Raw genomic sequence first — 25,502 nt, forward strand, 5'->3', positions numbered from 1 at the left:
CCGATCCTACGCGCCGTCGCGGCTCACGCCATGGTCAGGCCGCCGCTGACGGACAGGGTCTGCCCGGTGACGTAGCCGGCGCCCGGCGAGGCGAAGAACGCGACCGCGGCCGCCAGGTCCTCGGGCGTCGCCAGCCGGCGCAGCGGGATCGCCTTGATGAGCGCCTTGCGCAGCTTGGGGCTGTCGGCGCTGATCGAGTCGAACAGGGGGGTGTCGGCCGGGCCGGGGCACACGCAGTTCACAGTGACCTGGTGGCGGGCGACCTCGCGGGCCAGCGTCTTGGTGAACGCGATGACCCCGCCCTTCGCCGCCGAGTACACGGCCTCGCCGCTCGAGCCCACCCGGCCGGCGTCGGAGGCGACGTTGACGATCCGCCCGCTGAAGGACTCGTCCGCGGCCCGCTGCTGCGCCATCACGGGCGCCACCGCGTGGCACAGGTTCAGCGTGCCGTACAGGCTGATCCCGATGATCCTGTCCCACAGGGCCGGGTCCGTGTCGACGAACGGGCCCACCTTGTCCCAGCCCGCGTTGTTCACGAGCACGTCGATCGTCCCGTACTCTTCGCGCACCGCGGCCACGGCGGCGTCCACGGACGCCCGGTCCGTCACGTCCGTGGCGCGGGCCGAGTGCCGGGCGCCGCCGACGCGCGGCAGGTGCGCGGCGGCGTCGTGCCCGGCCTCGGAATTGATGTCCAGGACGACGACGGAGGCGCCGCGCGCGGCGAGCTCGGTGGCGATGCCGCGCCCGATGCCGGAGGCGGCGCCCGTCACGAGGGCGGTCCGGCCGGCCAGGTCGGTGGTGGTTTCGTGGCTCATGGGGCTCCTTCGTGTTGACGTTTCGGGGGATGGGCGGGCACGCTACGGGGCGAACTCGCGGCCGACCTTGTGCCGGGCGATCACCATCTTCATGATCTGGGCGGTGCCGTCGCCGATCTGCAGGCCCAGGACGTCGCGCAGCCGCTGCTCGAACGGGAGGTTGCGCGTGTAGCCGAGCTGGCCGTGCAGCAGCAGGCACTGGTTGATGACGTCGTAGGCGGTCTTCGGGGCGAGCCACTTGCACATGGCCGCGTCCGCCGTGTGCGGCTTGCCCTGGTCCTTGAGCCAGAGGGTGCGGTGGCAGAGCAGGCGGGCGGCCGCGATCTGCGTCTCGGCCTCGGCGAGCGGGAACGCCACGCCCTGGAAGCTGCTGAGCGGGTGGTCGAACGCCTGCCGGTTCCGCGTGTACTCCCACGTCTCGTCGACCGAGGCGGCCGCCGGCCCGAGGCACTGCAGGCCGATGAGCGCGCGGGAGAAGTCGAAGCCCTGCATGACGGAGATGAAGCCCTGGCCCTCGGCGCCGAGCATCGCGTCCTCCGGGATCCACGCGTCGGCCAGGTGCACGAGCCCGCGGGCGACGGCGCGCGTGCCCATGTCGTCGATCCGCTCCCGGGTGAGCGTCCCGGCCTCCTCCAGCGCGGCCACGTCGAGCACGAACGCCGTGATCCCGTGCCCGCGGCCGGCCTCCGCGTCGGTCTTCGCGAACACGACGGCGGCCTCGGCGGCCATCGCGAACGACATCGACTTGGTGCCCGTGAGCACCCAGCCGCCCTTCTCGCGGTGCGCGCACAGGGACGGGTTGCCGGCGTCGGAGCCGGCGGCCGGCTCAGAGAGACCGATCCCCACCACGCCCGCGCCCGAGGTGATGCGGGGCACCCAGCGGGAGGCGACGTCGTCGTGCGCGTTGTGGGAGATGATGTGGCCGACGAGCGAGCCGATGATCTGCAGGTAGGCGACGTTGAAGTCGCCGCGCGCGATCTCCTCGGTGATCAGCCCGGAGGTCAGGTGGGCCTCGCCGCGGCCGCCGAGGGCCTCGGGCAGCTCGGGGGCGATCAGGCCGCGGGACCCGATCTCGGCCATGAGCCCGGGCTCGATCCGGCCGGCGCGCTCGCGGGCGGCGTAGTCGGGGGCGATCTGTGCGGCGATCTGGCGGGCCGAGGCGACGTAGCGCTGCTGCGCCGCCGTTGGTGCGAAGTCCATGGTGTCCCCTTGGGTGCGCGAGGGTGCTGCGCAGGCTCGACGTCGGCCGGGCGGGATCGCCGCCGCAGCCTCTCTGTGATGCAGGTTACACCACGATGTTAGCAGCCATTAACGCAGGCGGCGCCCCGGTGCGGCCGTATGGTGGCCGCGCCCGGGGCGCCGGTGTCCCTCCCGTCCGTCGCCGGCCGGGAGGTGGTTCAGGCGGCGGAGGCCTGCGCCTGTCCGGCCGCCCACTCGGCGACCGCGGCGCGGACGGCGGAGTAGAGCTCGTCGTAGTCCTCCTCGGTCGCGAAGCCGAGGCGCGGGGTGAGCAGCGTGTTCGGGGTGTCGTGGATGTGGCTCGACGCCGGCAGCGGCTCCTCCTCGTGCGCGTCCAGGGCCGCGGCGCCCAGGGAGTCCTCGTGCAGCGCGGCGAGGATCGCGAACGGGTCGGCCACGCCGGACGCCGACGTGTTGACCAGGACCCCGTCGCCGCCGATCGCGGTCAGCTCGGCGGGGGTGAGCAGGTTGCGGGTCCGCTCGTTCAGCGGCAGGCGCACCGAGACGATGTGCGCGGCCGCGCACAGGTCGACGACCAGTTCCGCGCGTGCGGCACCGAGGCCGGCGGCGGCCTCGTCCGTCAGGTCCGGGTCCCAGGCGACGACGTCCATGCCGAAGGCCCGCGCGTATCCGGCGAGGATCGTGTTGACCGGGTCCACGCCGAGCAGGCCGAGCGTCTTGCCCGCGAGTCGCCGGCCGAGCTCGGGCTTCCAGTCGCCCGCGCGCAGTGCCTTCTGCTGCTGCGGCATCCGGCGGATCGCGGCGAGGGCGAGCGCCCAGACGAGCTCCGCCGTCGTGCGGGGATCCTGCGGCAGTTCGACGACGGACACCCCCGCCCGGGCGGCGGCGTCCGGGTCGACGACGCGGGCGCCCGGCGTATCGGAGCCGGCGCCGATGATCAGCTTCAGGTCCGGCAGCTGCGCCAGCACGTCGGCGGGGAAGGCGGTGCGGCCGCCGACGGTGGCGGCCGCCGTGAAGCCCTGCAGTGCCGCGACGAGGTCGTCGCCGGCGAGCCTCGTGTGGAAGGGGTGGACCTCCCAGCCGCCCAGCTTCCGCCAGTCGGTGTGGTCGAGGGCCACGTCCTGGTAGTCGTCGAGGAGTGCGAGCTTGCCGGTGGTCATGGTGTCTCTTTCGCGGGGTCGAAGGGGGCGGGCGGTGCCGGCGGGAGGCTGCGGGTGCGGCCGGCCCGCCGGCACGGGGTCCGGTGCCTAGGCCGTGGGGTCCAGGACGAAGTCGTAGTCGACCTGGACGCCGTCCTCGACCGGCTTCGGGTCGAGGATCAGCTCGGGCTTCACGGCCGATGCGATGTCGTCGTCGTTGTGCGGGTCGCCCGGGAAGTAGAGCTGGGCGGTGAGCAGCTCGTGGCTCGGGGCCGAGACCTTCAGGTGCAGGTGGGCCGGACGCCACGCGTGCCAGCCGGCGGCGGCGATCAGCTGGCCGCAGGCACCGTCGGTCGGGATCTGGTACGGGGCCGGCTGCATGGTGCTGATCTGGAAGTTGCCTTCCTCGTCGGCGATGAAGCTGCCGCGCAGGTTCCAGTCCGGGATGTTCGGGGCGAACTGCGAGTAGAAGCCCTCCTCGTCGGCGTGCCACAGCTCGATCTTGGCGTTGGACAGCGGGCTGCCGTCGGTGGAACGGACCTGGCCCTGGAAGAGCAGCGGGGTGCCCTGCTCGTCCTCGCGCATTTCGATCGCGGCCGGGGACTTCTGCTCCGGGGAGTCCGGGATGTAGTACGGGCCCTCGATGGAGCCCTTGTTGCCCTCGCGGTGGTCGGTCGCGACGTCCTCGACGGAGTGCTCGAGCCACACGTCCAGGAACAGCGGCCACTCGCCGTCGTCGCCGACCTTGATCAGCCAGGCCTTCAGGGCGTTGAACTCGTCGTAGGTCACGCGCTCTTCGAGGACGATGTCGTTGGCGGCCTTGATCAGCTTGCCGGCGAGGGAGGAGACGCGCTCCTGGGGGACCTCGAGGGCGGCGAGCTTCTTCGACGAGCGGAAGCTGTCGGTGGCGGCGCTGCCCGATGCGGCGGCGGATGCTTCGGTGGTCATGGGAACTCCTCGTTGCTCGCGTGTGGTGGGTCACACCGGATGGATTGCTGCTACCAAAAGTAGGCGGCGGATTCAGATAAGAGAAATACCTCTAGACGGTTATTCCATAGGCTCTGAATATGGATCAAGACCCCCTGGGCGGGTCCTAGGAAGACCCCCGGGTCGCCCGCTGTTCCGGGGCGGTCCGGGTGCCGCTCAGCGGATCGAGTTCGGGTGCTTGGCGAGCGGGGTGACCTTGACCTTCATGTACGGGTACATCGGGAATCCGCTGAGGACCTCGTGCAGCTCGTCGTTCGTCTCGACGTCGAAGAGGGCGTGGTTCGCGTACTCGCCGACGATCCGCCAGATCCCCTGGATCCTCCCCTCGCGCTGCAGATTGCCGGAGTACTCCTTCTCCCGGGCCTGGAACACGGCGATGTCCTCGGCGGAGAGGTGGGGCGGGAAGGTGACGTCCATGCGGGTCATGTAGAGCATTGCTGCCTCCTGAGTGGTGGGTGGTGGTCAGTCCTGGCGGTACCGGGCGAGCTTCTCGTCGTCGATCCCGGCGCCGACGCCCGGCGTGCTGCGCACGTGGATCCGGCCGTCGACGATCTCGAGCGGCTCGGCGAGCAGGTCGTCGGCCATGTCGAGGAAGTTGGAGAGCTCGCCGGCGCGCCGGCTGGTCGCCTCGTGCGCGGCGCCGAAGGCCACGGTCGCGAGCGAGCCGACCTGCGTGTCGATCTGGTTGCCCATCGTGACGTCGACGCCGAGGCCCGTGCAGAGCCCCAGGATCTCCTGCGCCTCGGTGAACCCGCTGCGCGCCGTCTTGATGCAGATCGCGTTGCAGCCGCCGGAGAGCAGTTCGCGCGAGGCGTCGCCCGCGGTCGGCACGGATTCGTCGCCGACCACCGGGATCGGCGACTTCTCGACCAGGCGGCGGCGGCTCATCGCCTCCCGCGCGTCGCACGGCTCCTCCAGCAGGGTCAGGCCGAGGCCCTCGGTTGCGCGGACGACGTCCCAGGCCTCGTTGGCGGTCCAGCCGCGGTTGGCGTCGAGGTAGAGCTCGACGTCGTCCCCGAGTCCCTCGCGCAGCACGCGGCAGGCCTCGATGTCGAGCGCGAGCGGCCGGCGCCCGACCTTGAGCTTGAACGTCTTGATGCCGTACTCCTCGCCGAAGCGCCGGGCCTCCTCGAGCAGCTCCTGCGCCGGACGGAACCCCAGCATGTGGGAGACCTTCAGGTGGTCGGTGTAGCCGCCGAGCAGCTGGTGCACGGAGGTGCCCAGGCCCTTGCCGATGGCGTCCCAGAGGGCGATGTCCACGGCGCCCTTGGCCACCTGGTTGTGCACGGTGCGGTTCATGACCTGGTGGATCTTTCCGCGCTCGAAGACCGGGGTGCCGACGATCTGCGGCGCGAAGATCCTGGTGACGACCTCGATGATGGAGGACTGCGTCTCGCCGTAGGTGAAGGGGCGCGGGGGAGCGTCTGCCTCGCCGACGACGCCGTCGTCCGTGTGGACGCGGATCAGGACGTGGTCCGCGGTGCGTACCTCGCCGGAGGCGAACCGCAGCGGGTGCGTGTACTCGATCGCGTACGGGATGGCTTCGAGCCGGGTGATTCTCATCCGTGGTCCTTGAGGTCGAAGAGGGAGATGAAGCGCTCGATCAGCGCGGAGCGGTTGTCTTTGCGCCAGGCGATGGCGAGGTCGACGACGGGCGCCTGCGTCAGCGGCCGGAGCTCGACGCCCTCGAGGGCGAAGGTCCCGCGGGTCACGGGCACGAGCGCGACGCCCATGCCCGAGGCGACGAAGGACAGGAGCGTCGACGTCTCGGTGGCCTCCTGCACCACCCGGGGGCGGAAGCCGGCCTGGTGGGCGGCCTCGACGGCGATCGTGCCGACGGCGGACTCCTGCGGGAAGCTCACGAAGGGCTGGTCCGCGAGGTTCGCCAGGTCGATCGTGTCGCGCGCGGCGAGCGGGTGGCTGCTGTGGAGGGCGACGAGCAGCTCGTCCTTCTCCAGGTGCCTGAGCTCGATGTCGTCGGAGCGCACCGGCGGGCGGAGGATGGCGAGGTCGATGTGGTTCTCCACCAGCTCGCGCGTCAGTTGCGGGGTCAGCTTCTCCGCCGTGACGTGCATCTTCAGTCCGGGCATCTGCTCGCGGGCGGCGGAGACGATGCGCGGCATCATGCGGTACGTGGCGGATCCGACGACCCCGACCCGCAGCACGCCGGCCGCGCCGTCGCCGACGAGGCGGACGTCGTGCTCGAGCTGCTCGACGTCGGCCAGCAGGGCCTGCGCCCGCTCGAGCAGGAGCTCGCCGGCGGGGGTGAGGTCGACCCGGCGGGTGGTGCGTTCCAGCAGCCGGGTGCCGAGTTCCTCCTCGAGCTGCTTGATCTGCTGGGACAGCGGCGGCTGCGCCACGTGCAGGCGGGCGGCCGCCCGGCTGAAGTGCCGCTCCTCGGCGACCGCCACGAAGTAGCGCAGGTGTCTCAGCTCCATGGCGGGTTCTCCTTGCAGTGGTTCGACGGCGCCGGGGTCTCCTGTGACGGGCCGCACCGGTTTCCGCCCATCGTATGCACGGATTACGCCTGTTTGAAATATCTATACCCCCACTATTGAGACGCTGCGGATATGACTCGTCGACGTCTCCTCAGCCTCTCGTCACCTGCCGGCCACCGCGTGCGGATAATATGACACCGGGGCGGGGCTCGTCCCGACCCGCGCCGCGTAAGGAAGAACCGCCACATGACTGATCCGGACCAGCAGAAGATCCCGAACGAACCCCACCGGGCCGTTCTCCGGACCGCCGTCGGTGCGACCGTCGTCATCGCCATCGGCGCGTTCATCCTGTCCTTCGCGGCCCTGACCGACCTGGCCGAGCGCTCCGGCATCGAGTCCCATCTGGCCTGGATCTGGCCCATCATCGTCGACGGCATGATCGTCGCGGCCACGGTCGCGATCGTCGCCCTGAACGGGCACCCGCGCAAGGCGCTGATCTACCCGTGGGCCCTGCTCTTCTTCGGCGCGCTCGTCTCCACCGCGGCCAACTCCGTGCACGCGATCCTCACCGTGGAGAGCACGCAGTCCGGCATCCCGCCCGTCGTCTCGGCGCTGGTCGCCGCCATGCCGCCGGTGGTCCTGCTGGCCATCACGCACCTCACGGTGCACATGTACCAGAGGCGCGCCGAGGCCGCGCAGCTGCGCGACGAACGTCAGGCCGTGCTCGACGCCGAGTACGCGGAGTCGGCCGAGGCCAAGGCGGCCGAGCGCGCCGGGATCGAGGCCGAGGTCGACGCGCGGTACCGCGAGTTCTACGAGTCCCAGCTCAACGAGCGCATCCACGCGCTGCACGCCGAGTGGACCGCCGCCGAGCAGGCGGACCCCGCGGCCGCTGCCGCCGAGGGCCTCGAGCCGGCCTTCGACCAGTACGACGACGCCGCCCGCGGCAGCGCGGCACCGGCACCCGCCGCGGCCCGAGCGGCGAGCGACGGCCCGGCCCCGCTGTACGACGACACCTGGGAGCGCATCGCCCCGGGCACCCCGTCGCCGGGTTCGCGCGCCTGACGCCGCCCGCGCCTGACGCGCCGGCTCCCAGCGGGCCGCGCCGCCGTCGTTCCGCGTCTCTGTGCGATGCTGGTCACACCCGGACCGCCGTCTGAAAGGCATCGACCATGAGTGAGCCGACCTACCGCACCGCCGACCAGCACCTCCTGCGGGAGCTCGACGGCGCCGACGAGGCCGCCGCCTACTTCGGGGCCCGGGCGAACGAACTGCGGGATTCGCAGCTGGCCGGCGACTCGCTGCTGCCCGGCTGGACGCGCGGGCACGTCATCGCGCACGTCGGCTACAACGCCTACGCGCTCGCCCGGCTGATGACCTGGGCCGAGACCGGCATCGAGACCCCCATGTACGCCTCGCCCGAGGCCCGCGACGCGGAGATCGAGGCCGGGGCCGCCCTGGATCCCGGGTCGCTGCACTTCCTCCTCGAGGACTCCCAGCAGCAGCTCGCCGAGCACTGGCGGCGGATGGACGACGCGGCCTGGCAGGCCCGCGTGCGCACCCGGCAGGGCGCGGAGATCACCGCCTCCACCGCCGTGTGGATGCGGTCCCGCGAGCTGTGGCTGCACGCGGTCGACCTGAACAGCGGCGCCGGCTTCGTCGACCTCCCCGAGCCGGTGCTCGCCCGCCTGCTGCGCAACGTCGAGAAGGTCTGGGCGTCCCGCGAGGACGCGGCCGGCCTCCGGCTGCGCCCGGCCGGGGCCGAGGGGGAGCACGACGGCGGCGCGCCCGCCGGTGCCGGCCTCACCGTGGTCTCGGGTCCGCTGCCGGAGCTGGCGGCGTGGGCGACGGGTCGCTCGCAGCGGCTCGAGCTGCTGGAGTTCGCCGGAGACGGCTTCAACGGCGGCGCACCCGGTCCGGCCCCGCGCTGGCTGTAGGCCCGCGGCCGGTGGTCAGCGGGCGTTCAGGTGCTTCCACGTCCGGACCAGCTGGCTGAACTCCTTGACCTGCACGAGCACGTGCTCGCGCGCGGCGTCCTCCGCCTCCTCGGCCCGCCCGGCCCCGATCGCGCCGGCGATGGCCCGGTGCTCGGCGAGCGAGCGGCGCATGCGGTCGGGCACGCGCAGCTGCAGCCGGCGGTAGGGCTGCAGGGCCCGCTTGAGGGAGTGGGCCTGGTCGCGCAGGTAGTCGTTGCCGCAGGAGTCGTAGACGATCCCGTGGAACCGGGCGTTGGCGTAGTAGTACTCGTCGGCGTCGCCGGTGGCGACGTGCTCCTCGCACTCGAGCAGGGCGGCGTCGAGCCCCGCCAGCCCGTCGGCGTCGATCCGCCGCGCGCAGAGCCGGGCGGCCATGCCCTCGAGCTCGGCCATGACCTCGAACCGCTCGGCCAGCTCGGGCAGGCCCAGCTCCGTCACGTAGGTTCCCTGCTTGGGCCGGATCTGCACCAGGCCGGAGCGCTGGAGCGCCTGCAGGGCCTCGCGCACCGGGGTCCGCGAGCACCCGAACTCCTCCTCGATCCGCGTGGGGTCGAGCCGGTCGCCGGGGCGGTGGCGGCCGTCGACGATCGCGTTCTCTAGCGCGTCCCGCACGCGCTGTGATTCCGGGATTCTGCTCACGTGGTACCTCCTGGATCAGGATATCCCGGCTGCACGGGTGTGGCGCAGCTCACGTTCGTCCTGTACGGTCATTGTTATATATATCAGCGCCGATGATGTGTATCTAAGTTCCGGACCCGGGAGGACCACATGCCAGAGCACGACGACGCGCCGCTCGAGCGGCTGCTCGGCCACTGCGCGGCCCTGATGGGCGGCGGGGGAGAGGCCGCCCTGGCCCCCGTCGCCGCCCGCGCGCTGTCGGCCTACGCTCAGCTGGACGACGCGGACCGGCTCGCCTTCTTCTCGACCCTGGTCTCCGAGTACGACGTCGATGCCGACCGGGTGCGCGCGGCCTACCACCGGTGGGACCGGGCGGTCGCCGGCGGGGCGCCGTCTGCGGACGAGGCGTCGCGGCTCTTCGACGTCGTCGAGCCGTCGCGCCAGCAGCTGCTGCGCCGCCTGAACTACGCGCCGGACGGCACGCTGGCCCTCGTGGCCATGCGCGCCGACGTCCGGCGGCTGCTGCCCGCGCACGCCGCGCTCCGCCCGCTGGACCACGACCTGCACCACCTGCTGACCTCGTGGTTCAACCGCGGGTTCCTGCGGATGAGCGAGGTCGTCTGGGAGGACTCCGCGGAGGTCCACGGGTACCTGCTCGACTACGAGAGGGTCCACCCGATGGCCAGCCGCGACGAGCTGCGCCGCCGCATCGAGCCCGCGGACCGCCGCGTCTACGCCTTCTTCCACCCGGCCACGGGCAGCGTTCCGCTGGTCTTCGTCGAGGTCGCCCTGGTGCAGGGCGTGCCGGATCAGACCGCCGCCCTGCTCGAGAACCGCCGGGCGCTCGACCCGGCCGCCGCGGACACTGCGGCCCTCTACTCGATCAACAACGCGCTCGCCGGGCTCGCCGGCATCCAGTTCGGCAGCCACCTCATCAAGCAGGTCATCGACCAGGTCTCGAACGAGCTGCCGCACCTTCAGAACTTCGTGACCCTCTCGCCGATCCCCGGCTTCCGCCACTGGCTCGACGCGGCAGCGGCCGGCGACGCCGATCTGTCCGAGCTGCGGGCCGCCGCATCCGACCCGGCCGGGCTGGAGGGCGACGTGCGCGAGCGGCTGCTCGCCGCCGTCGAACGCTACGTCACGGCCGAGCAGAACGACGACGGCCGCCCCGTCGACCCGGTCGCGCGTTTCCACCTCGGCAACGGGGCGAGCCCCTGGCGCCTGAACTGGGCGGCCAACTCCTCCCGGACCGCCTGGGAGCAGTCCTTCGGCGTCATGATCAACTACCGCTACCCCGCCGCCGCCGACGCGCAGCGGCCCACCGCCCACCCGATGAGAGGAAACTCCAGCATGGACAACAGCTTCACCACGGTCTACGAGGCGTTCGCGCGGCACGCCGCCGCCGACCCGGACAGGGTGCTCTTCCACCTGCCCGGTTCCGGCACCCGCTCCTACGGGTGGACGCTCGAGACGGCGCAGCGGATCGCCGCCCGGCTGGTCGACGACGGCGTCGTCCCCGGGGACCGCGTCGCCGCGCAGGTGGGCAAGTCCCCGGAGGCGATCGCCCTCTACCTCGCGACGCTCCAGGTCGGCGGCGTGTTCCTGCCGCTGAACACGGCCTACACCGGTACGGAGATCGACTACTTCCTGACCGACGCCGAGCCGCGCGTGTTCGTCTGCGCGGTGGAAACCGCCGGCGACCACGCGCACCGCGCCGGGGAGGCGCTCGCGATCGAGACCCTGGGCGAGGCCGGCGAGGGCACCCTGCTCGGGGCGGACCGGCGCCACGAGGACGTCCACCCGGCGGGCGCCGACGACCTCGCCTCGATCCTCTACACGTCCGGGACCACGGGCCGGTCCAAGGGCGCCATGCTCACGCACGCGAACCTGGCCTCCAACTGCGCCGCGCTGATCGAGGAGTGGCGGTACACGGAGGCGGACCGGCTCATCCACGCGCTGCCGATCTTCCACATCCACGGCCTGTTCGTCGCCGCGAACATGACGCTCGTCGCCGGCGCTTCGATGGACTTCCTGCCGAAGTTCGACGCCGACGCGATCCTCGAGAAGATGGCGGACGCCACCGTGCTCATGGGTGTGCCGACGTTCTACACCCGTCTGCTCAGGAGCGAGCGCCTGACGCCCGCCGCGTGCGCCGGCATGCGGCTGTTCGTCTCCGGGTCGGCGCCGCTGCTCGCGAGCGACCACGAGGCCTTCGAGGCCCGGACCGGTCACGCGATCCTCGAGCGGTACGGGATGACCGAGACCGGCATGAACGCCTCCAACCCCTACGAGGGGGCGCGCAAGCCGGGCACCGTGGGCAGGCCGCTGGGCGGGGTCGAGGTCCGCATCGCCGACCGCGAGACAGGCGGGGCCCTGCCGGACGGCGAGGTCGGCCTCCTCGAGGTGCGCGGGCCGAACGTCTTCGCCGGGTACTGGCGGATGCCGGAGAAGACGGCGTCCGAGTTCCGGTCCGACGGATACTTCGTCACGGGCGACATGGCCCGGATCGACGACGACGGGTACGTGTGCATCGTCGGCCGCGACAAGGACCTGGTGATCTCCGGCGGCTTCAACGTCTACCCGAAGGAGATCGAGGAGCTGCTCGACGCCCGCGACGAGGTGCTCGAATCCGCTGTGATCGGCGTCCCGCACCCGGACTTCGGCGAGACCGTCGTGGCCGTCGTCGTGCCGGCCGCCGGCCGCGAGGTCGACGGCGACGCGCTCCTGGCCGCGATCGCGCCCGACCTCGCCCGCTTCAAGCAGCCGCGCGCCGTGCGCGTCGTCGACGCCCTCCCGCGCAATGTCATGGGCAAGGTCCAGAAGGCCGCGCTGCGGGCCGACTACGGGGACCTGTTCAGCGGGGCCTCCGCCTGAGACCCCGAGCCGCCGCGTGAGATCGCCGGCGGTCCCTGCACCACCGAAGGAGAAGTGATGGTCCTCTACGGAGTAGCCGCATTGGCGGCCAGCCTGCTGGCCGGGAAACTGGTCGGCGACCTGCTGGGCGCCGCGCTCGGCATCGATTCGAACGTCGGCGGGGTCGGCTTCGCCATGATCATGCTGATCCTGGTGACGGAACGCCTGCGCAAGAAGGGCCTGTTCCCGCCGGCCTCGGAGCAGGGGGTGCTCTTCTGGAGCGCCATGTACATCCCGATCGTGGTCGCCATGGCGTCCACGCAGAACGTGGCCGGCGCCGTGGGCAGCGGCCCGATGGCGATCGTGGCGGGACTGGCCGCCCTCGCGGCCGGCGCCGCGCTGGTCCCCGTCCTCTCCCGGATCGGGACGCCGGCGGAACCGCTGCCGCCGCTGGACGACGCAGAGAAGCAGGTGGTCTGAGATGGACATGGTGGTAGAACTCTTCGAGAAGAACGGGCTGCTCGTCGCCTTCGCGCTGGTCGGGGCCGTCATGCTGTTCGCCGGGTGGCTGTCCAAGTCGCTGACCCGGGGCCGGCTGCAGGGGTCCGCGATCGCGATCCTGCTGGGCCTGGTCCTTTCCTATGTCGGCGGTGCGGCTACGGGCGGCGAGGACGGTCTGGCCGACCTGGCGCTCTTCTCCGGGCTCGGGATCATGGGCGGGTCGATGCTGCGGGACTTCGCGATCGTGGCCACGGCCTACGGCGTGGACCTGCAGGAGATCCGCCGGGCCGGGCTCGCCGGCGGGCTCTCGGTCTTCCTCGGCGTCGTGGTCTCCTTCGTGGTCGGCGCAGCCGTCGCCGTGATGTTCGGCTACACGGATGCCGAGTCGGTGACGACGATCGGCGCCGGCGCGGCGACCTACATCGTCGGCCCCGTCACGGGCACCGCGGTGGGGGCGAGCTCCGAGGTGATCGCCCTGTCCGTGGCGGCCGGACTGGTGAAGGCCGTCGTCGTGATGATCGGCACGCCGTTCATGGCGAAGTCCATCGGGCTGAACAACCCCAAGTCGGCGATGGTCTTCGGCGGCATGATGGGCACGACGTCGGGCGTCGCCGGCGGCCTGGCCGCGACGGACAAGCGCCTGGTCCCGTACGGCGCGATGACCGCGACCTTCTACACGGGCGTGGGCTGCCTGCTCTGCCCGTCGGTGCTCTACCTGGCGGTGAGGGCGGTCTCGGGCGGCTGACCCGCAACTCCCAACGAACTCCCAACTTTTTTGGGAGTTCGCGAGACGCGCCTTGTCAGGTTTCCGGATCATCGTTGATGAGCAGGTCCATGAAGCGCCAATTGATGAAGAGGATTTCCCGACCGACCTGCATGTCGTGGAGCACGCCGTTCTGCACGAGGGCCTTGAGCCACTTGGTCGCCGTTGGGCGTGAGACGTGGCATTGCTCCATGACGTTGGAGATGCGGCAGTAGGGCTGTTCGAAGAGGACATCGAGGAGCGCGATGTGGGCCCCCGAGATCGATGTACTGATCCAGTCTTTGACGTCGTTCTGGAGCGTCTGGAGGCGCCCGATCTTGGACAGCGTCGAGGTCGACGTCGCACGGACGGCTTCGAGCATGTACTCGACCCAGTCCTCCCAGGACTCCTCGGCGGTGACGGCGAGGAGGGTGTCGTAGTAGTCGGTTTTTCGCCCGATGATGTATTTCGAGTGGTGGAGGACGGGTTGACGGAGTAGTCCCGACGAGACGAGCATCAAGACGTTGAGGATCCTGCCGGTGCGTCCGTTTCCATCGTCGAACGGATGGATCGCTTCGAACTGGTAGTGGGCCAGCGCCATCCTTACGAGTGGATCGAGTTCTGACGGGGCGTTGGCGAAGTTCTCCCACGCGGCGAGTTTTCCCTCGATGACCGTTCTGCCGCGCGGCGGCGTGTAGACGGCCTTCCGGGTCGCCGGATCACCGATGAAGGTGCCCTCTCCTGTGCGCAGGTCCGTCCGGTGTTTCTTGATGATCGAGCAGACCTCCATAGCGGTGTTGGACGTCACGATGCCGCGATCCGACACGCTCTTGAAGCCCTCTAGAAGGGCGGTTCGGTAGCTGAGGGCTTCGCGAGTAGCGGGATCGGCTGCCGTTTCGTCCTGGGCATGACGGAACAGGTCGTCCGTGGTGGTCACGATGTTCTCGACCTCGGAGCTGGCCTGCGCCTCGAGGAGCGGAATCGTGTTCAGGAGAACCTGCGGATTGGTCATCGCGGCAGCGGCCTGATCAAGCGAGGCCAGCGAAGCTCTTGCCTCCACGGTGAGTTTGAGGATGCGTTTCGACTCGACCTCTGCTTTCGGGGGCAGTGGGGGCAGCTCGTTGTAGGGACTCTCTGGACGCCAGGAGATCATGTAGTGAAGCTACCAACGACAGTGTCACGTGTAGATATTTAGGCAAATTTTTCGCACGATTTTTTGTCAGTAAAAACTCGCTGGCATGCCGACTTGAGTCGCGGCGAGGTGTGACGTGTAAAAAATCTGGCAGATTTTTTACAAGTTTCTGTGACGGTTGAAAATCCTTTGCATATGCGGTCCGCGTTGTCTCGGCCGCGTTGTCTCGGCCGCGTTGACATCGCCCGGTGGGCAGCACTGCCCTCAAGCAGGCTGTGAGTCATGTCTGTGCCCCGTCAACGATGTTGCAGACGCTGTCTGCAACATCGCCCGATCGTGCCATGTAGCTGTTCTGGATCCGAACCGCACGAGGAGAAGCCATTTTGTGAGTGGCCCGCCGTAGCTTGAACCTGCAACCACTTCCCGGTTGCACCGCGGCACCGCCGGCGGCCCGAGGGAGGATCCTCGCCGCCGTCCGCCGCGGCGGGAAGCCCGAAGCCTTTGCGGCTGGGCTTCTCATCTCACAGCCGCCGGTGGGCCGGCGTCGAACGCGTGCCATGCAGACGACGCCGGTTCATCGGCACCCGGCGGGGAGCGAAAGCGCTTGGGGGCGCTCCCCGCCGGACCTCATTTTCATACCTCAAGCCTCGTTCCTCTCTAGGAGAAGAAGATGGCTCAGCCAGTCAACAACATGCCGCCGGCGCCCGCGCCGAGCGGACCGCACCAGGCCAAGACCAATGCCGGCAAGGGATTGGGTATCGCCGCCCTCGTGATCGGGATCGTGGCCCTGGTCCTGTCGTGGATGCCGATCGTCAACAACTTCGCGGCCATCCTGGCCGTCATCGCCCTGGTCCTCGCGATCGTCGGGCTCATCGTGGCCGTCAAGAAGAACGGCACCAAGGGGCTGTCGATCGCCGGCGCGATCATCTCCGTCGTCGCACTGGTCGTGGTCTTCGCCAGCCAGGCGTTCTACTCGGCAGCCATCGACGAGGTCAGCCAGGGCATCGACGACGCCATCGAGCAGGCTGAAACGGGGGAGCGGGCCGCCAGTGACGACGAGCAGGAAGCCGCTGCGGGCGCACTGGCCGTTGGTGAAGCGGCTGAGGTGGGCGCCTATGCGGTGACCGTCAACCAGATCGACCTGGACGCCTCCGATTCGCTGGCCGATGCCTCGGAGTACTACACGGCGCCGGTCGGGCAGCCGGTCCTCGTGGACCTGACCGCCACCTACCAGGGCGCTGAGGAAGGCACCGTGTGGATCGACCTACAAGTGGAGCTGCTAGGGGCTGACTCCAAGGTCTACAGCACCACCACGTGTGAATCTGCGCTGAAGGAGGACTCGATGGGCCAGCCAGGGCTCAGCCAGGGTGGGACCACCGACTACCAGGTCTGCTTTGACGTTCCCGCAGAAGCGGCTGATGGTGCCACCGTCCGAGTCGGCGACCTGATCGACTTTTCCGGCGACGACAACGCGGTCTGGGAAGCGCAGTAGACAACAGGCCGTCACGGATGTGGCGGTCGACGGCGCTCGAAGGCCGGGCGTCGACACAGCAGCAGCCGCAACGGCGGGAGGAAGGCAGCTTTCTCCCGTCGGCTGCTCCAGATAGTTGGGGGAAACATGGAACAGCAACACAAGAAGCCGCGGGACTGGACGATGTTCAGCCTCGGCCTCATTCCCGGCGTCTTGCTCGGAGTCCTCATCGGCGCAGGCATCGCGGGTGGAATCGGCGGTGGATCAGCCAAGGCGGGCATCGCCTCGGCCCTTGAGGGATGCTCTCTCACCGGGGAGAGCCCCGGCATCTACTTGCTGGACGACGGCGCTGCGATCGAGCTCGACGGCAGCGGCGAGGGGGCGTCCTCCGGTGGGCTCGACATGTTCGACCAGGTGTGCGTTCTCGAAGGGCTTCAGATTCCAGAATCCGCGTTTTCGCGGATGTCGTCGACGCGGGCCCTCGACGGAACCCAGTCGATGTCGTGGGACGGATACCAGGCGTCGTGGACCTACCACCCGGACAACGGGCTCGACGTGATCGTCGAATCCGCCGACCGGTAGCAGATCAGGAGTTGGGGGAGTCATGGAACAGGAACAGTCGGGCGGTACGCCGCCACCCGAAGGGCGCGACCGCAAAGTGATGTGGTTGGCGTTGATTGCCGTTGTCGTCGCCAGCCTCGCATTCGGCGGAGGATTCGCCGCGGGCGCGGGCAGCATCGAGCCGAAGAACACGGATGAATACAAGACACTGATAACGGATCGCAACGAGGTCGCCGCCCAGCTCCAAGCCGCCGAAGGCGAGCTGGAGGCCCACGAGGCGGCCGCCCAGGAGCGTGAGGAGGCGGCCGACGCCCGCGTCGCCGAACTCGACGAGCGCGAGACCGGGCTGGACACACGCGAAGGAGAACTCGATGAGCGCGCGGGCAAACTCGACGCTCGAGAAAGCGAGCTGACCGCTGCCGAAGAGGAGGAGGCGGCGAACACGATCGACGAGGGAACCTGGACGGTCGGTGTGGACATCGCTGCCGGGACCTACCGCGCAGACGGCAACGTCAGCGGCGACTGCTACTGGGGCATCTACCGTTCCGGATCCAACGGCGATGACATCCTCGAGAACGACATCCCCGGGGGCGGGCGTCCGATGGTCACACTGTCCGATGGGCAGGATTTCCAAACGAGACGTTGCGGCTCGTGGTCCAAGCAGTAGCGGGGCGCTGAAAACCGAGTTTCGAATAACGCCGAAACGGCGGTCATCCGTACCGGATGGCCGCCGTTTCGAGTTACCCACAACCCCGTTTTGTTCTTCTCACGCTCGGCGGCTTCGGCATTTGGGCGCTGATCGACTGGATCCTGATCCTCGCCGGAGTCACCCGCGAGAAGCGCGGCCTGCCGCTGGCCGGCCACAACAGCGGACAGGCGGCGGGCGAGTCGACCGGCGGGCTGCCGGGGCCTTCGTCGTCTGCGGCCGGCTGATCAGCCGGCGTAGCCGTTCGGATTGTTCTTCTGCCAGCGCCAGTGGTCCTGGCACATGGTGTCGATCGACCGGGTGACCGACCATTCCAGATCCATCTTCGCGTTCGAGGCGTCCGCCCAGAACGCCGGCAGGTCCCCGTCGCGCCGGGGCGCGAATTCGTACGGCAGCTCGCGCCCCACGGCCTTCTCGAAGGCGTGCAGCATCTCCAGTACGGAGGTCCCCGCCCCGCCGCCCAGGTTCCACCGGTGCACCCCGGCGTGCCCGGTCAGGTAGTCCAGTGCTGCGAGGTGGCCCTCGGCCAGGTCGACGACGTGGATGTAGTCGCGCAGGCACGTGCCGTCGGCGGTGTCGTAGTCGTCGCCGAAGATCTGCAGTTTCTCCCGGCGGCCCACCGCCACCTGCGCGATGAACGGCACCAGGTTGTTCGGGATGCCCTGCGGGTCCTCGCCGATCCGCCCGGACTCGTGCGCGCCCACGGGGTTGAAGTAGCGCAGCAGCGCGACCCGCCACTCGCCGTCGGCGTTCGCGACATCGGCGAGCACGTCCTCGATCTGCTCCTTGGTGCGCCCGTACGGGTTCATCGCGCCGATCTCCATGTGCTCCATGTAGGGGTACGGGTTGTGCTCGCCGTACACGGTCGCCGAGGAGCTGAACACGATGGTCTTCACGCCGGCCCGCTGCATCACCCGCAGCAGCGAGATGGTGCCGGAGGTGTTGTTGAAGTAGTAGTCGAGCGGGATCTTCGTGGACTCGCCGACGGCCTTGAGCCCGGCGAAGTGGATGACCGCGTCCGGGGTGTGCCGCGCGAACACCTCCTCGAGGGCCGCTTCGTCCGTCAGGTCGGCGATCTCCAGCACGGGCTCCGCCCCCGCCAGCTCCCCGACGCGGCGAAGGGATTCCGACGAGGCGTTGTAGAGGTTGTCCACGGCGACGACCTCGTGCCCGGCCTCGAGCAGGGTCAGTGCCGTGTGGGACCCGATATAGCCGGCTCCGCCGGTCACCAAAATCTTCATGCTTCGCTTCCAGTCGGTGTGTCGGATGCCTTCTCCGGGGCGGCGATCAGGACCTCGCCCACGGTGTTCTCCAGGTGCTCGACGGCGGCTCGCGGCAGCCGCTCGTCAGTCACCACGGTATCCACGGCGTCCAGCGGCGCGATGGTGCACAAGCCGGTCACGCCCCACTTGGCGTGGTCCGCGACGACGGCGGTGCGCCCGGCCGCACGCAGGAATTCGCGGTTCACGTGCGCCTCCTGCATGTTCGGGGTGGTGAACCCGTGTTCGGCCGTCATGCCGTGCACGCCCATGATGTAGAGGTCGACGTGCAGCTGCGCGACGGCCCCCAGGGCGATCGGGCCGACCAGGGCGTCCGACGGGGTGCGCACGCCGCCGGTCAGAACGACGGTCTGCGAGGCGTTGTCGGCGTCGTAGAAGACCTGCGCGATGCGCGGCGAGTTCGTCACCACCGTGAGGTCGTCGATGGAGGTGCAGTGGTGGGCGAGGGCGAACGTCGTCGTGCCGGAGTTGAGGGCGAGCGACATCCCCGGGTGGACGAGGCCGGCCGCGCGGGCCGCGATCCGCTCCTTCTCGCCGGTTTGCAGGCCGAGTTTGGTGGCGAATCCGGGCTCCGAACTGGTGGTGGAGCCCTCCTTCATCGCCCCGCCGTGGACCTTGATCAGGATGCCGTCCCCCGCCAGGAACGTGAGGTCGCGGCGCACGGTCATCTCCGACACGGAGAGTTGCGCGGCGAGCTCTGCCACGCGGACCTGCCCCTGCCGTTCGACCTCGCCGACGATGTGCCGGTGCCGCTGCGCCGGGAGTAGCTCCGCCATGTCGATTCCCTCCCTGCTGGGACCTTGTGTGCGTTTGTGATCTATGCCAAGCTTACATCTGTCACTTTCTGATTGTAAATGTTTGCCCTTGATCGGATTTTGTTTCGCCTCGCACCCCAGGAGTTCATATGGGCCAGCCCGCTACCGGTGGCGCTCGACCGACCGCCACCACACTGGCCGACGGCCGGGACCTGCTCTACTTCTTCGACGGCGGGGGACCGCCCGCCGGCTTCGAGGCGCCCGCCGACGAGCGCGACCTGCCCGAGCGGCCGCCGTCGTCCGAGCTCCGGTACGACCCGCTCACGGGGGAGTGGATCGCGTTCGCCGCGCACCGGCAGTCCCGCACGCACCTGCCGCCGGCCGACGAGTGCCCGCTGTGCCCGACGAGCGCAGAACACGCCACCGAGATCCCGGCACCCCACTACGACGTCGCGGTGTTCGAGAACCGCTTCCCGTCCTTCGGACCCGAGCAGCACGCGCTGGCCCTCGGGACGGCCATCGGCGACGTCGACCCGGCGCACGGACGCTGCGAGGTCATCGCGTTCGGCGCCGGCCACCAGGACTCGTTCAGCAGCCTGACCGCCGAGCGCGCCCGGACCGTCGTCGACGCGTGGACCCACCGCACCGGCGCCCTCTACGCGATGGACGGCATCGAGCAGGTCTTCTGCTTCGAGAACCGCGGCGCCGACATCGGCGTGACCCTGCACCACCCGCACGGGCAGATCTACGCGTACCCGTACGTCCCCGGCCGCATCAAGACCTACCTCCGCCAGGCGCGGTCCCACCGGGCCGCGACGGGGGGCAACCTCTTCGCGGACGTCCTCGACTTCGAGCTGGCCGCGGGCAGCCGGATCGTCTACCGCGGCGAGCACTGGACCCTCTTCGTCCCCTACTCGGCGCGCATGCCGCTCGAGGTGCACCTGACGCCGAACCGCCACGTCGGGGACCTCACCGAGCTCACCGCGGACGAGCGGACCGAACTCGCCGACGTCTACCTCGACCTCGTCCGCGGCGTCGACGCGATCTACGAGACCCCCACGCCCTACATCTCCGCCTGGTTCCAGGCGCCGGTGCGCCGCGAGGGCGGGCAGTACGACGACGGCCGCGAGGAGTTCCGCCTCCACCTCCAGCTGACGAGCCCGCGCCGGGCCGAGAACAAACTCAAGTACCTCGCCGGATCCGAGGCGGCCATGGGCGCCTTCATCGGCGACGTCATGCCCGAGACCGCGGCGAGACTGCTGCGCGAGGCGATGGGATTCGAGATCGCGGCCAGTGGCGGCGAGGGATACGGAGAGGCCTGACATGAACGAGGCATCGCGCCGGCAGGCGGCCGGGACGCAGCAGCACTTCGCCGAGCGCTTCGGCGCGCATCCCGACGGGGTGTGGACGGCGCCGGGCCGGGTGAACCTGATCGGCGAGCACACGGACTACAACGAGGGCTTCGTCCTGCCCTTCGCGATTCCGCACCACGCGAGCGTCGCCGTGCGCCGCACGGACACCGGCACCCTGCGGGTCGCCGGCCGGCAGGACGTCGCCGGTCACGGGGCCGTCGAGGTGGACCTGGCCCGGCTCGTCGCCGAGGACGGCCGCGGGGCCGCCGCCGGCCTGCCCGGGTGGGCCCGCTATGTCGCCGGGGTGTTCTGGTCCCTCGGCCGCGAGGCCGGGGAGCCGGGCGACTTGCGGGCCGGCTACGAGATCGTCCTCGACTCGTCCGTCCCGATCGGCGCGGGGCTGTCCTCGTCGGCGGCGATCGAATGCGCCGTCGGCGTCGCCGTGAACGATTTGGCGGGCCTCGGGCACACGGGCGAGGAGCTGGTGCTCATCTGCCAGCGCGCCGAGAACGAGTTCGTGGGCGCGCCCACCGGGATCCTCGACCAGTCGGCGTCGCTGCTCAGCGAGGCCGGGCACGCGCTCTTCCTCGACTGCCGCAGCCGGCAGTCGCGCGTGGTCCCTCTGGCACTCGCCGAGGCCGGCCTGGAGATCCTGGTGATCGACACCAAGGTCAGCCACGCGCACGAGTCCGGCGGGTACGGGCAGCTGCGCAGCGCCTGCGAGACCGGCGCCCAGATGTTGGGCGTCGCGGCCCTGCGGGACGTGGCGGTCGCCGACCTGATGGCGGCGGAGGCCGAGCTGCCCGGCCAGATCTTCTCCCGCGTCAAGCACATCGTCACCGAGAACCAGCGCGTCCTCGACTCGGTGGATCTGCTCGGGTCCGACGGGTTCGATCCCGCAGCGCTCGGCGGACTCCTGACGGCGAGCCACGCCTCCATGCGGGACGACTTCGGCAACTCGTGCCCGGAGATGGACCTCGCCGTCGACTCGGCGATCGCCGCGGGCGCGTTCGGCGCGCGCATGACCGGCGGCGGATTCGGCGGCTCGGCCATCGCCCTCGTCAAGAAGGGCGATGCGGACGCGGTGCGCGACGCCGTCGTGCGTGCCTTCGCCGAGGCGGGCCACGCGGCGCCGGACGTGTTCTCCGTCCTGCCGTCGCCGGGCGCCCGCCGACAGGCCTGACCGGCGCCCCGCACGCGAACGGCGACGGAGGAGACGGATTCGATCGACGAGTTGCCGTTTCCAAGCGATACAGTGTGTCTGTGAACTCAGGCCACAGCACCGAGGAGTACCGGATGGATCAGAAGGGCTCAGATCACGACGCTCGGCGGCTGCCCGCCGTCGAACTCGGGGACGCGCTGTTCCGCGGCGCGGCCGAGCTCGAACGCACGGCCACCGGAGTCGTCCCGCACCGCCTGCCGGCGTGGGTCCGGACGCGGGGCGCCGACGGGCAGCTCCTCATGGCCGAGGCCCAGCCCGCGGCCGTGAGGCTCGCGTTCCTGACCGACTCGACCGCCGTCGAGCTCGATGTCCTGCCCACCCGCTTTGGCTTCCGGGGCGGCCCGGTGCGCGCGGACGGAGTCTACGACGTCGACGTCGACGGCGCGCACTCCTCGCGCTTCACAGCGGAGGGCGGAAATCGGGTCTGGATGGATCTGCAGACCGGCGAGCAGACGCTCGAGCCTGGCGCCGCGTCGACGCTCCGACTCGACCTCCCGCCCGGCCGGACCCGCGTCGACATCTGGCTGCCCTACGCGGAGACAACCGAGTTGCGGCAGCTGCGCGCCAATGGCGCCGTCGGCCCGGTCGGCGATGACCGGCCGGTGTGGGTGCACTACGGCAGCTCGATCAGCCAGGGGTCCAACGCCGCCACGGCCGCGGGCATCTGGCCCGTGGTTGCGGCGCGCGCTGCTGGAACGGACGTGGTCGACCTGGGCTTCAGCGGTGCCGCGATGCTGGATCCGTTCGTGGCCCGCGTCATGCGCGACACCCCGGCCGATCTGCTCAGCTTGAAGATCGGCATCAACATCGTCGGCGGGGACGTGATGCGCCGCCGCGCGTTCGCCCCGGCCGTGCACGGATTCCTCGACACGCTCCGTGAGGGACACCCCGACGCCCCGATCCTGGTCGTCTCGCCCCTCTACTGCGGGATCCACGAGGAGACTCCGGGGCCGGGCGCGTTCGACCCGGAGGCCATGGCCGTCGGCGAGACCCGGTTCATCGCCACGGGGGATGCGGGCGAACGGGCCGCCGGCCGGCTCGCGCTCGCCGACATCCGTCAGATTCTGCGGGATCTCGTGGCCGAGCGTGCCGCCGACGACCCGAACCTGCACTATCTGGACGGCCGGGAGCTGTACGGCCCGGAGGACGCGGAGCGGTTCCCGATGCCGGATCGGCTGCATCCTGACGCGGATGCCCACCGCTTGGTCGGCGAGCGGTTCGTCCCGCTCGGGCTGGAGCGCTTCCTGCCGGCGCGCTGAGTGCGCCGGGATGGTGTTCGGAGGCGATGCCCCCGGCGCGCACAGTTCGCGCTCAGGGCACCTAGTTAGGGTCGACAGGATCCGCAGTCTCCAAGAGGTAGGTAGGCACGTGAGCAAGAGCAAGAAGACGCTGGCGGCGCTGGCGCTTGTCGGTTCCCTGTCCATGGTCGCGGCGTGCGGCGCCGAAGGCGAGCAGGGGGCGGCGCAGTCCCAGGGCCAGGAGGCCTCGCAGGAGAGCGGCCAGAGTGCGGCCGCACCATCGCCCGACCTCGGTGAGCTCCCCGACGTGGTGGCCACCGTCAATGGGGAGGAGATCGACAAGGACGAGTTCTCCCGTGTGTACGAAATCCAGTTCCAGCAGGCTGCCATGCAGTCGCAGATGTCAGGTGAGGCTCCGGATCAGGAGCAGCTCAAGAAGGATGTGGCCGAATCCCTGGTCGGCACCGAGCTGCTGGTGCAGCGGGCCGAGGAAAAGGGCCTCGCGGCCACCGATGACCAGATCTCGAAGGCCCTTGGCGAGGCTGCGAAGTCGAACGAGATGAGCGAGGACGAGTTCCTGGCCGCGCTGGAGAAGCAGGGCACGGACCGGAAGCAGGTCGATGTCCAGCTCAAGCAGCAGGTGGAGGTGCAGGCCGTCGTCGCGGAGGAGGTCGGCGAGCTCACTGCCACCGAGGAGGAGCTCAAGACCGCCTACGAGGAGCAGAAGGCGATGCAGGAGCAGATGCCGGCCGAGTCCGGCGAGGCCCCTGAGGTTCCGGCATTCGACGAGGTGAAGTCGCAGCTGGAGCAGCAGATCGTGCAGCAGAAGGAGAGCGCTGCGACGCAGGAGCTGGTGGAGAAGCTGCGCGCGGACAGCGACGTCGAGATCAAGCTCTGACCCGCCGAGGGCCCGCACGACCCCTCGACCGGTGAGAAACTGGGCGTGTGGAAATACTTGAGCGTGACGAAGCCGATGCCGAACTGATGCAGCAGATCGTGCTGCTCGTGGACAAGGAGGACCCGGCGCCCGAGGGGCAGGGGCTGGCCGCGGTGGCGCTCGCCAGCGTCAACGCGTTCCTCGCCGACCCGGCCGACCCGGCGTGGCGCACGTGGCTCTCCGGTCCCGTCGGCAAGTCCGTCCGGCGGGCGGACGCCAAGACGTTCGCCAGGATCGTCGAGGCCTTCGCCGACGAGCTCGGCGGCGTGGAGGGCGAGGTCGGGCGCGGTCTGGCGATCGGCTTCCGTCCGGCCCCGAAGGACGCCGTCCCCAAGAAGGTTGCCAAGCTCCAGGTCTCCGGGACAGTGCTGCCGCGCGAGGAGCGGCCTGCGGAGGGCGGGCCGGCCCCGGAGTCCGCGGACGGCGTCGTGCTGGTTCTCAACGACGGGCTCGGCATGTCCACGGGCAAGGCCGCGGCGCAGTCGGCCCACGCGATGTTCGCGTGGCTCCTGGGGGCCATCCGGCGCGACCCGCAGCGCGTCGACGCCTGGCTCGCCGCCGAGCAGCCGACCACGGTCCGCTTCGCCTCCTCCGCGGAATTCGCCCGGCTCTCCCGGCACGCCTCGGGGCCGCGGATCCAGGACGCCGGGCGGACGGAGATCGCGCCGGGATCGGCGACGGCGTTCGTTCTCTGAGGACTCCGACGGTACGACCGTGACCCGCATCTCTTGAAGCTTCAAGTAAATCTCTCTAGTCTGAGACCATGAGCGCAACAGAACAGCCCCCGGTCCTCTTCCTCTCCCACGGCGCGCCGCCCCTGGCGGACAACGAGCAGTGGACGGGCGAGCTCGCCGGCTGGTCGGGAAGGTTCGAGAAGCCCAAGGACATCCTGATGATCTCCGCGCACTGGGAGAACGCGCCCGTGACGCTGAGCGCGACCCGGCACCAGCAGGAGCTCTACTACGACTTCTGGGGTTTCCCCGAGCACTACTACGACGTCCGCTACGACGCCCCGCTGGCACCCGAACTCGCCGACGAGGTCGCGCGGCTGGCCGGACAGCACGGCCACCACGTCGCCCGTGAGGAGCACCGGGGCCTGGACCACGGCGCGTACGTGCCGCTGAAGGAGATGTTCCCCGACGCCGACGTCCCGGTGGTCCAGATGTCGATGCCGACCCTCGACCCGGAGGGCCTCTTTGACCTCGGCCGTTCGCTGGCGCCCCTGCGCGACCGCGGCACGCTGATCGTCGGGTCCGGGTTCACCACCCACAACATGAGCTGGTTCAATCCGGCCGCGGGCGCCGACCAGGCCCCGCCGGCCGCGTCCGCCGAATTCGACGCGTGGGCCGCGGAGGCCATGGCCGGCGGAGACGTCGACTCGATTCTCGACTTCATGCACAAGGCCCCGGCCGCCGCCGAGGCGCACCCGCGCACGGAGCACTGGGCGCCCCTGTACATCGCGCTGGGGGCCGCGGCCGAGGCCGGGGGAGTGAACACGCGCAGCGAGATCGACGGCTTCTGGTTCGGGATGTCCAAGCGCAGCTGGTCGCTGACCTAGAACCGGGCGCCCTTGCCG

The 25,502-nt window shown here is 70.1% G+C and carries 26 protein-coding genes; 15 read left to right on the top strand and 11 right to left on the bottom strand.

Annotation, left to right across the window (positions count from 1 at the left end; genetic code table 11):
• Positions 1 to 23 precede the first annotated feature (23 nt).
• From IE069_RS07020 to IE069_RS07050, 7 genes are all read right to left on the bottom strand, one after another.
• On the bottom strand, positions 24 to 815 hold the full coding sequence (locus tag IE069_RS07020; protein WP_189349411.1) for an SDR family NAD(P)-dependent oxidoreductase: 792 nt from the start codon (positions 813 to 815) through the stop codon (positions 24 to 26).
• A 42-nt stretch (positions 816 to 857) separates the two neighbouring features.
• On the bottom strand, positions 858 to 2,015 hold the full coding sequence (locus IE069_RS07025; RefSeq protein ID WP_189349412.1) for an acyl-CoA dehydrogenase family protein: 1,158 nt from the start codon (positions 2,013 to 2,015) through the stop codon (positions 858 to 860).
• 197 nt (positions 2,016 to 2,212) lie between these two features.
• Positions 2,213 to 3,175 carry an NAD(P)-dependent oxidoreductase gene (locus IE069_RS07030; RefSeq protein ID WP_189349413.1) on the bottom strand — a complete coding sequence of 321 codons (963 nt, stop codon included), beginning with the start codon at positions 3,173 to 3,175 and terminating at the stop codon, positions 2,213 to 2,215.
• An 87-nt stretch (positions 3,176 to 3,262) separates the two neighbouring features.
• The gene (gene catA / locus IE069_RS07035; protein ID WP_189349414.1) at positions 3,263 to 4,102 is read right to left on the bottom strand and encodes a catechol 1,2-dioxygenase; all 840 of its coding nucleotides are present in this window, start codon (positions 4,100 to 4,102) and stop codon (positions 3,263 to 3,265) included.
• A gap of 195 nt (positions 4,103 to 4,297) precedes the next feature.
• Positions 4,298 to 4,576 (bottom strand): muconolactone Delta-isomerase, encoded by a 279-nt coding sequence (gene catC, locus IE069_RS07040; RefSeq protein ID WP_189349415.1) that lies wholly within the window; start codon positions 4,574 to 4,576, stop codon positions 4,298 to 4,300.
• 27 nt (positions 4,577 to 4,603) lie between these two features.
• Complete coding sequence (locus IE069_RS07045; protein WP_189349416.1) at positions 4,604 to 5,704, bottom strand: enolase C-terminal domain-like protein; 1,101 nt, start codon at positions 5,702 to 5,704, stop codon at positions 4,604 to 4,606.
• A complete protein-coding gene (locus tag IE069_RS07050; RefSeq protein ID WP_189349417.1) occupies positions 5,701 to 6,579 on the bottom strand; it encodes a LysR substrate-binding domain-containing protein in 879 nt (292 codons plus the stop codon). The genes IE069_RS07045 and IE069_RS07050 overlap by 4 nt, the downstream gene beginning before the upstream one ends.
• A gap of 246 nt (positions 6,580 to 6,825) precedes the next feature.
• Here IE069_RS07050 and IE069_RS07055 point away from each other — a divergent pair, with 246 nt between their 5' ends.
• Positions 6,826 to 7,644 carry a DUF2637 domain-containing protein gene (locus tag IE069_RS07055; RefSeq protein ID WP_189349418.1) on the top strand — a complete coding sequence of 273 codons (819 nt, stop codon included), beginning with the start codon at positions 6,826 to 6,828 and terminating at the stop codon, positions 7,642 to 7,644.
• A 107-nt stretch (positions 7,645 to 7,751) separates the two neighbouring features.
• Complete coding sequence (locus IE069_RS07060) at positions 7,752 to 8,516, top strand: maleylpyruvate isomerase family mycothiol-dependent enzyme (RefSeq protein WP_189349419.1); 765 nt, start codon at positions 7,752 to 7,754, stop codon at positions 8,514 to 8,516.
• Positions 8,517 to 8,531: 15 nt separating this feature from the next.
• On the opposite strand, the gene IE069_RS07065 is transcribed toward IE069_RS07060, so the two are convergent.
• Complete coding sequence (locus IE069_RS07065) at positions 8,532 to 9,194, bottom strand: GntR family transcriptional regulator (protein WP_189349420.1); 663 nt, start codon at positions 9,192 to 9,194, stop codon at positions 8,532 to 8,534.
• A 129-nt stretch (positions 9,195 to 9,323) separates the two neighbouring features.
• Here IE069_RS07065 and IE069_RS07070 point away from each other — a divergent pair, with 129 nt between their 5' ends.
• Genes IE069_RS07070 through madM form a run of 3 tightly spaced genes read left to right on the top strand, consistent with a single transcriptional unit; the run spans position 9,324 to position 13,275 of the window.
• On the top strand, positions 9,324 to 12,050 hold the full coding sequence (locus IE069_RS07070; RefSeq protein ID WP_229791001.1) for an AMP-binding protein: 2,727 nt from the start codon (positions 9,324 to 9,326) through the stop codon (positions 12,048 to 12,050).
• Positions 12,051 to 12,107: 57 nt separating this feature from the next.
• Positions 12,108 to 12,509, top strand: a complete 402-nt coding sequence (madL, locus tag IE069_RS07075) for a malonate transporter subunit MadL (RefSeq protein ID WP_189349421.1) — start codon at positions 12,108 to 12,110, stop codon at positions 12,507 to 12,509.
• A 1-nt stretch (position 12,510) separates the two neighbouring features.
• Positions 12,511 to 13,275, top strand: coding sequence for a malonate transporter subunit MadM (gene madM, locus IE069_RS07080; protein ID WP_189349422.1), 765 nt, complete (start codon positions 12,511 to 12,513; stop codon positions 13,273 to 13,275).
• A 55-nt stretch (positions 13,276 to 13,330) separates the two neighbouring features.
• Here madM and IE069_RS07085 read toward each other — a convergent pair whose 3' ends face one another.
• Positions 13,331 to 14,425, bottom strand: coding sequence for a Fic family protein (locus IE069_RS07085; protein ID WP_229791002.1), 1,095 nt, complete (start codon positions 14,423 to 14,425; stop codon positions 13,331 to 13,333).
• 649 nt (positions 14,426 to 15,074) lie between these two features.
• Here IE069_RS07085 and IE069_RS07090 point away from each other — a divergent pair.
• From IE069_RS07090 to IE069_RS07105, 4 genes are all read left to right on the top strand, one after another.
• Positions 15,075 to 15,896 carry a hypothetical protein gene (locus tag IE069_RS07090; protein ID WP_189349423.1) on the top strand — a complete coding sequence of 274 codons (822 nt, stop codon included), beginning with the start codon at positions 15,075 to 15,077 and terminating at the stop codon, positions 15,894 to 15,896.
• Between the two features lie 126 nt (positions 15,897 to 16,022).
• The gene (locus IE069_RS07095; protein WP_189349424.1) at positions 16,023 to 16,457 is read left to right on the top strand and encodes a hypothetical protein; all 435 of its coding nucleotides are present in this window, start codon (positions 16,023 to 16,025) and stop codon (positions 16,455 to 16,457) included.
• Positions 16,458 to 16,479: 22 nt separating this feature from the next.
• Entirely contained in the window at positions 16,480 to 17,103 is a 624-nt protein-coding gene (locus IE069_RS07100; protein ID WP_189349425.1) for an Rv1352/Rv1906c domain-containing protein, read from the top strand.
• A gap of 56 nt (positions 17,104 to 17,159) precedes the next feature.
• A complete protein-coding gene (locus IE069_RS07105; RefSeq protein WP_189349426.1) occupies positions 17,160 to 17,369 on the top strand; it encodes a hypothetical protein in 210 nt (69 codons plus the stop codon).
• On the opposite strand, the gene galE is transcribed toward IE069_RS07105, so the two are convergent.
• Positions 17,370 to 18,383 carry a UDP-glucose 4-epimerase GalE gene (gene galE / locus IE069_RS07110; RefSeq protein WP_189349427.1) on the bottom strand — a complete coding sequence of 338 codons (1,014 nt, stop codon included), beginning with the start codon at positions 18,381 to 18,383 and terminating at the stop codon, positions 17,370 to 17,372.
• On the bottom strand, positions 18,380 to 19,198 hold the full coding sequence (locus IE069_RS07115; RefSeq protein WP_189349428.1) for a DeoR/GlpR family DNA-binding transcription regulator: 819 nt from the start codon (positions 19,196 to 19,198) through the stop codon (positions 18,380 to 18,382). The genes galE and IE069_RS07115 overlap by 4 nt, the downstream gene beginning before the upstream one ends.
• Positions 19,199 to 19,326: 128 nt before the next feature.
• Between IE069_RS07115 and galT the strand changes: the two genes are divergently transcribed.
• From galT to IE069_RS07145, 6 genes are all read left to right on the top strand, one after another.
• Complete coding sequence (galT, locus tag IE069_RS07120) at positions 19,327 to 20,499, top strand: galactose-1-phosphate uridylyltransferase (RefSeq protein ID WP_189349429.1); 1,173 nt, start codon at positions 19,327 to 19,329, stop codon at positions 20,497 to 20,499.
• A 1-nt stretch (position 20,500) separates the two neighbouring features.
• A complete protein-coding gene (gene galK / locus IE069_RS07125) occupies positions 20,501 to 21,712 on the top strand; it encodes a galactokinase (RefSeq protein WP_189349430.1) in 1,212 nt (403 codons plus the stop codon).
• Between the two features lie 80 nt (positions 21,713 to 21,792).
• Complete coding sequence (locus IE069_RS07130; protein WP_229791003.1) at positions 21,793 to 23,010, top strand: GDSL-type esterase/lipase family protein; 1,218 nt, start codon at positions 21,793 to 21,795, stop codon at positions 23,008 to 23,010.
• 109 nt (positions 23,011 to 23,119) lie between these two features.
• The gene (locus IE069_RS07135) at positions 23,120 to 23,887 is read left to right on the top strand and encodes a SurA N-terminal domain-containing protein (RefSeq protein ID WP_229791004.1); all 768 of its coding nucleotides are present in this window, start codon (positions 23,120 to 23,122) and stop codon (positions 23,885 to 23,887) included.
• A 47-nt stretch (positions 23,888 to 23,934) separates the two neighbouring features.
• Positions 23,935 to 24,621, top strand: coding sequence for a peptidyl-tRNA hydrolase (locus tag IE069_RS07140; RefSeq protein WP_229791005.1), 687 nt, complete (start codon positions 23,935 to 23,937; stop codon positions 24,619 to 24,621).
• Positions 24,622 to 24,689: 68 nt separating this feature from the next.
• On the top strand, positions 24,690 to 25,484 hold the full coding sequence (locus IE069_RS07145; RefSeq protein ID WP_189349432.1) for a dioxygenase family protein: 795 nt from the start codon (positions 24,690 to 24,692) through the stop codon (positions 25,482 to 25,484).
• The last annotated feature ends 18 nt before the right edge of the window (positions 25,485 to 25,502 follow it).

Origin of the sequence: Zhihengliuella salsuginis (genome assembly GCF_014651715.1) — a bacterium.
Taxonomy (GTDB): Bacteria; Actinomycetota; Actinomycetes; order Actinomycetales; family Micrococcaceae; genus Zhihengliuella; species Zhihengliuella salsuginis.

Excerpts from the sequence above, each read along its gene's own strand:
- IE069_RS07070 (WP_229791001.1), top strand. The coding sequence starts at position 9,324 with ATGCCAGAGCACGACGACGCGCCGCTCGAGCGGCTGCTCGGCCACTGC.
- galE (WP_189349427.1), bottom strand. The coding sequence starts at position 18,383 with ATGAAGATTTTGGTGACCGGCGGAGCCGGCTATATCGGGTCCCACACG.
- IE069_RS07060 (WP_189349419.1), top strand. The coding sequence starts at position 7,752 with ATGAGTGAGCCGACCTACCGCACCGCCGACCAGCACCTCCTGCGGGAG.
- IE069_RS07025 (WP_189349412.1), bottom strand. The coding sequence starts at position 2,015 with ATGGACTTCGCACCAACGGCGGCGCAGCAGCGCTACGTCGCCTCGGCC.
- IE069_RS07100 (WP_189349425.1), top strand. The coding sequence starts at position 16,480 with ATGGAACAGGAACAGTCGGGCGGTACGCCGCCACCCGAAGGGCGCGAC.
- madL (WP_189349421.1), top strand. The coding sequence starts at position 12,108 with ATGGTCCTCTACGGAGTAGCCGCATTGGCGGCCAGCCTGCTGGCCGGG.
- IE069_RS07085 (WP_229791002.1), bottom strand. The coding sequence starts at position 14,425 with ATGATCTCCTGGCGTCCAGAGAGTCCCTACAACGAGCTGCCCCCACTG.
- catA (WP_189349414.1), bottom strand. The coding sequence starts at position 4,102 with ATGACCACCGAAGCATCCGCCGCCGCATCGGGCAGCGCCGCCACCGAC.
- IE069_RS07115 (WP_189349428.1), bottom strand. The coding sequence starts at position 19,198 with ATGGCGGAGCTACTCCCGGCGCAGCGGCACCGGCACATCGTCGGCGAG.
- IE069_RS07145 (WP_189349432.1), top strand. The coding sequence starts at position 24,690 with ATGAGCGCAACAGAACAGCCCCCGGTCCTCTTCCTCTCCCACGGCGCG.
- IE069_RS07095 (WP_189349424.1), top strand. The coding sequence starts at position 16,023 with ATGGAACAGCAACACAAGAAGCCGCGGGACTGGACGATGTTCAGCCTC.
- IE069_RS07030 (WP_189349413.1), bottom strand. The coding sequence starts at position 3,175 with ATGACCACCGGCAAGCTCGCACTCCTCGACGACTACCAGGACGTGGCC.
- galT (WP_189349429.1), top strand. The coding sequence starts at position 19,327 with ATGGGCCAGCCCGCTACCGGTGGCGCTCGACCGACCGCCACCACACTG.
- IE069_RS07090 (WP_189349423.1), top strand. The coding sequence starts at position 15,075 with ATGGCTCAGCCAGTCAACAACATGCCGCCGGCGCCCGCGCCGAGCGGA.
- madM (WP_189349422.1), top strand. The coding sequence starts at position 12,511 with ATGGACATGGTGGTAGAACTCTTCGAGAAGAACGGGCTGCTCGTCGCC.
- catC (WP_189349415.1), bottom strand. The coding sequence starts at position 4,576 with ATGCTCTACATGACCCGCATGGACGTCACCTTCCCGCCCCACCTCTCC.
- galK (WP_189349430.1), top strand. The coding sequence starts at position 20,501 with ATGAACGAGGCATCGCGCCGGCAGGCGGCCGGGACGCAGCAGCACTTC.
- IE069_RS07020 (WP_189349411.1), bottom strand. The coding sequence starts at position 815 with ATGAGCCACGAAACCACCACCGACCTGGCCGGCCGGACCGCCCTCGTG.
- IE069_RS07105 (WP_189349426.1), top strand. The coding sequence starts at position 17,160 with ATGGCCGCCGTTTCGAGTTACCCACAACCCCGTTTTGTTCTTCTCACG.
- IE069_RS07050 (WP_189349417.1), bottom strand. The coding sequence starts at position 6,579 with ATGGAGCTGAGACACCTGCGCTACTTCGTGGCGGTCGCCGAGGAGCGG.
- IE069_RS07055 (WP_189349418.1), top strand. The coding sequence starts at position 6,826 with ATGACTGATCCGGACCAGCAGAAGATCCCGAACGAACCCCACCGGGCC.
- IE069_RS07045 (WP_189349416.1), bottom strand. The coding sequence starts at position 5,704 with ATGAGAATCACCCGGCTCGAAGCCATCCCGTACGCGATCGAGTACACG.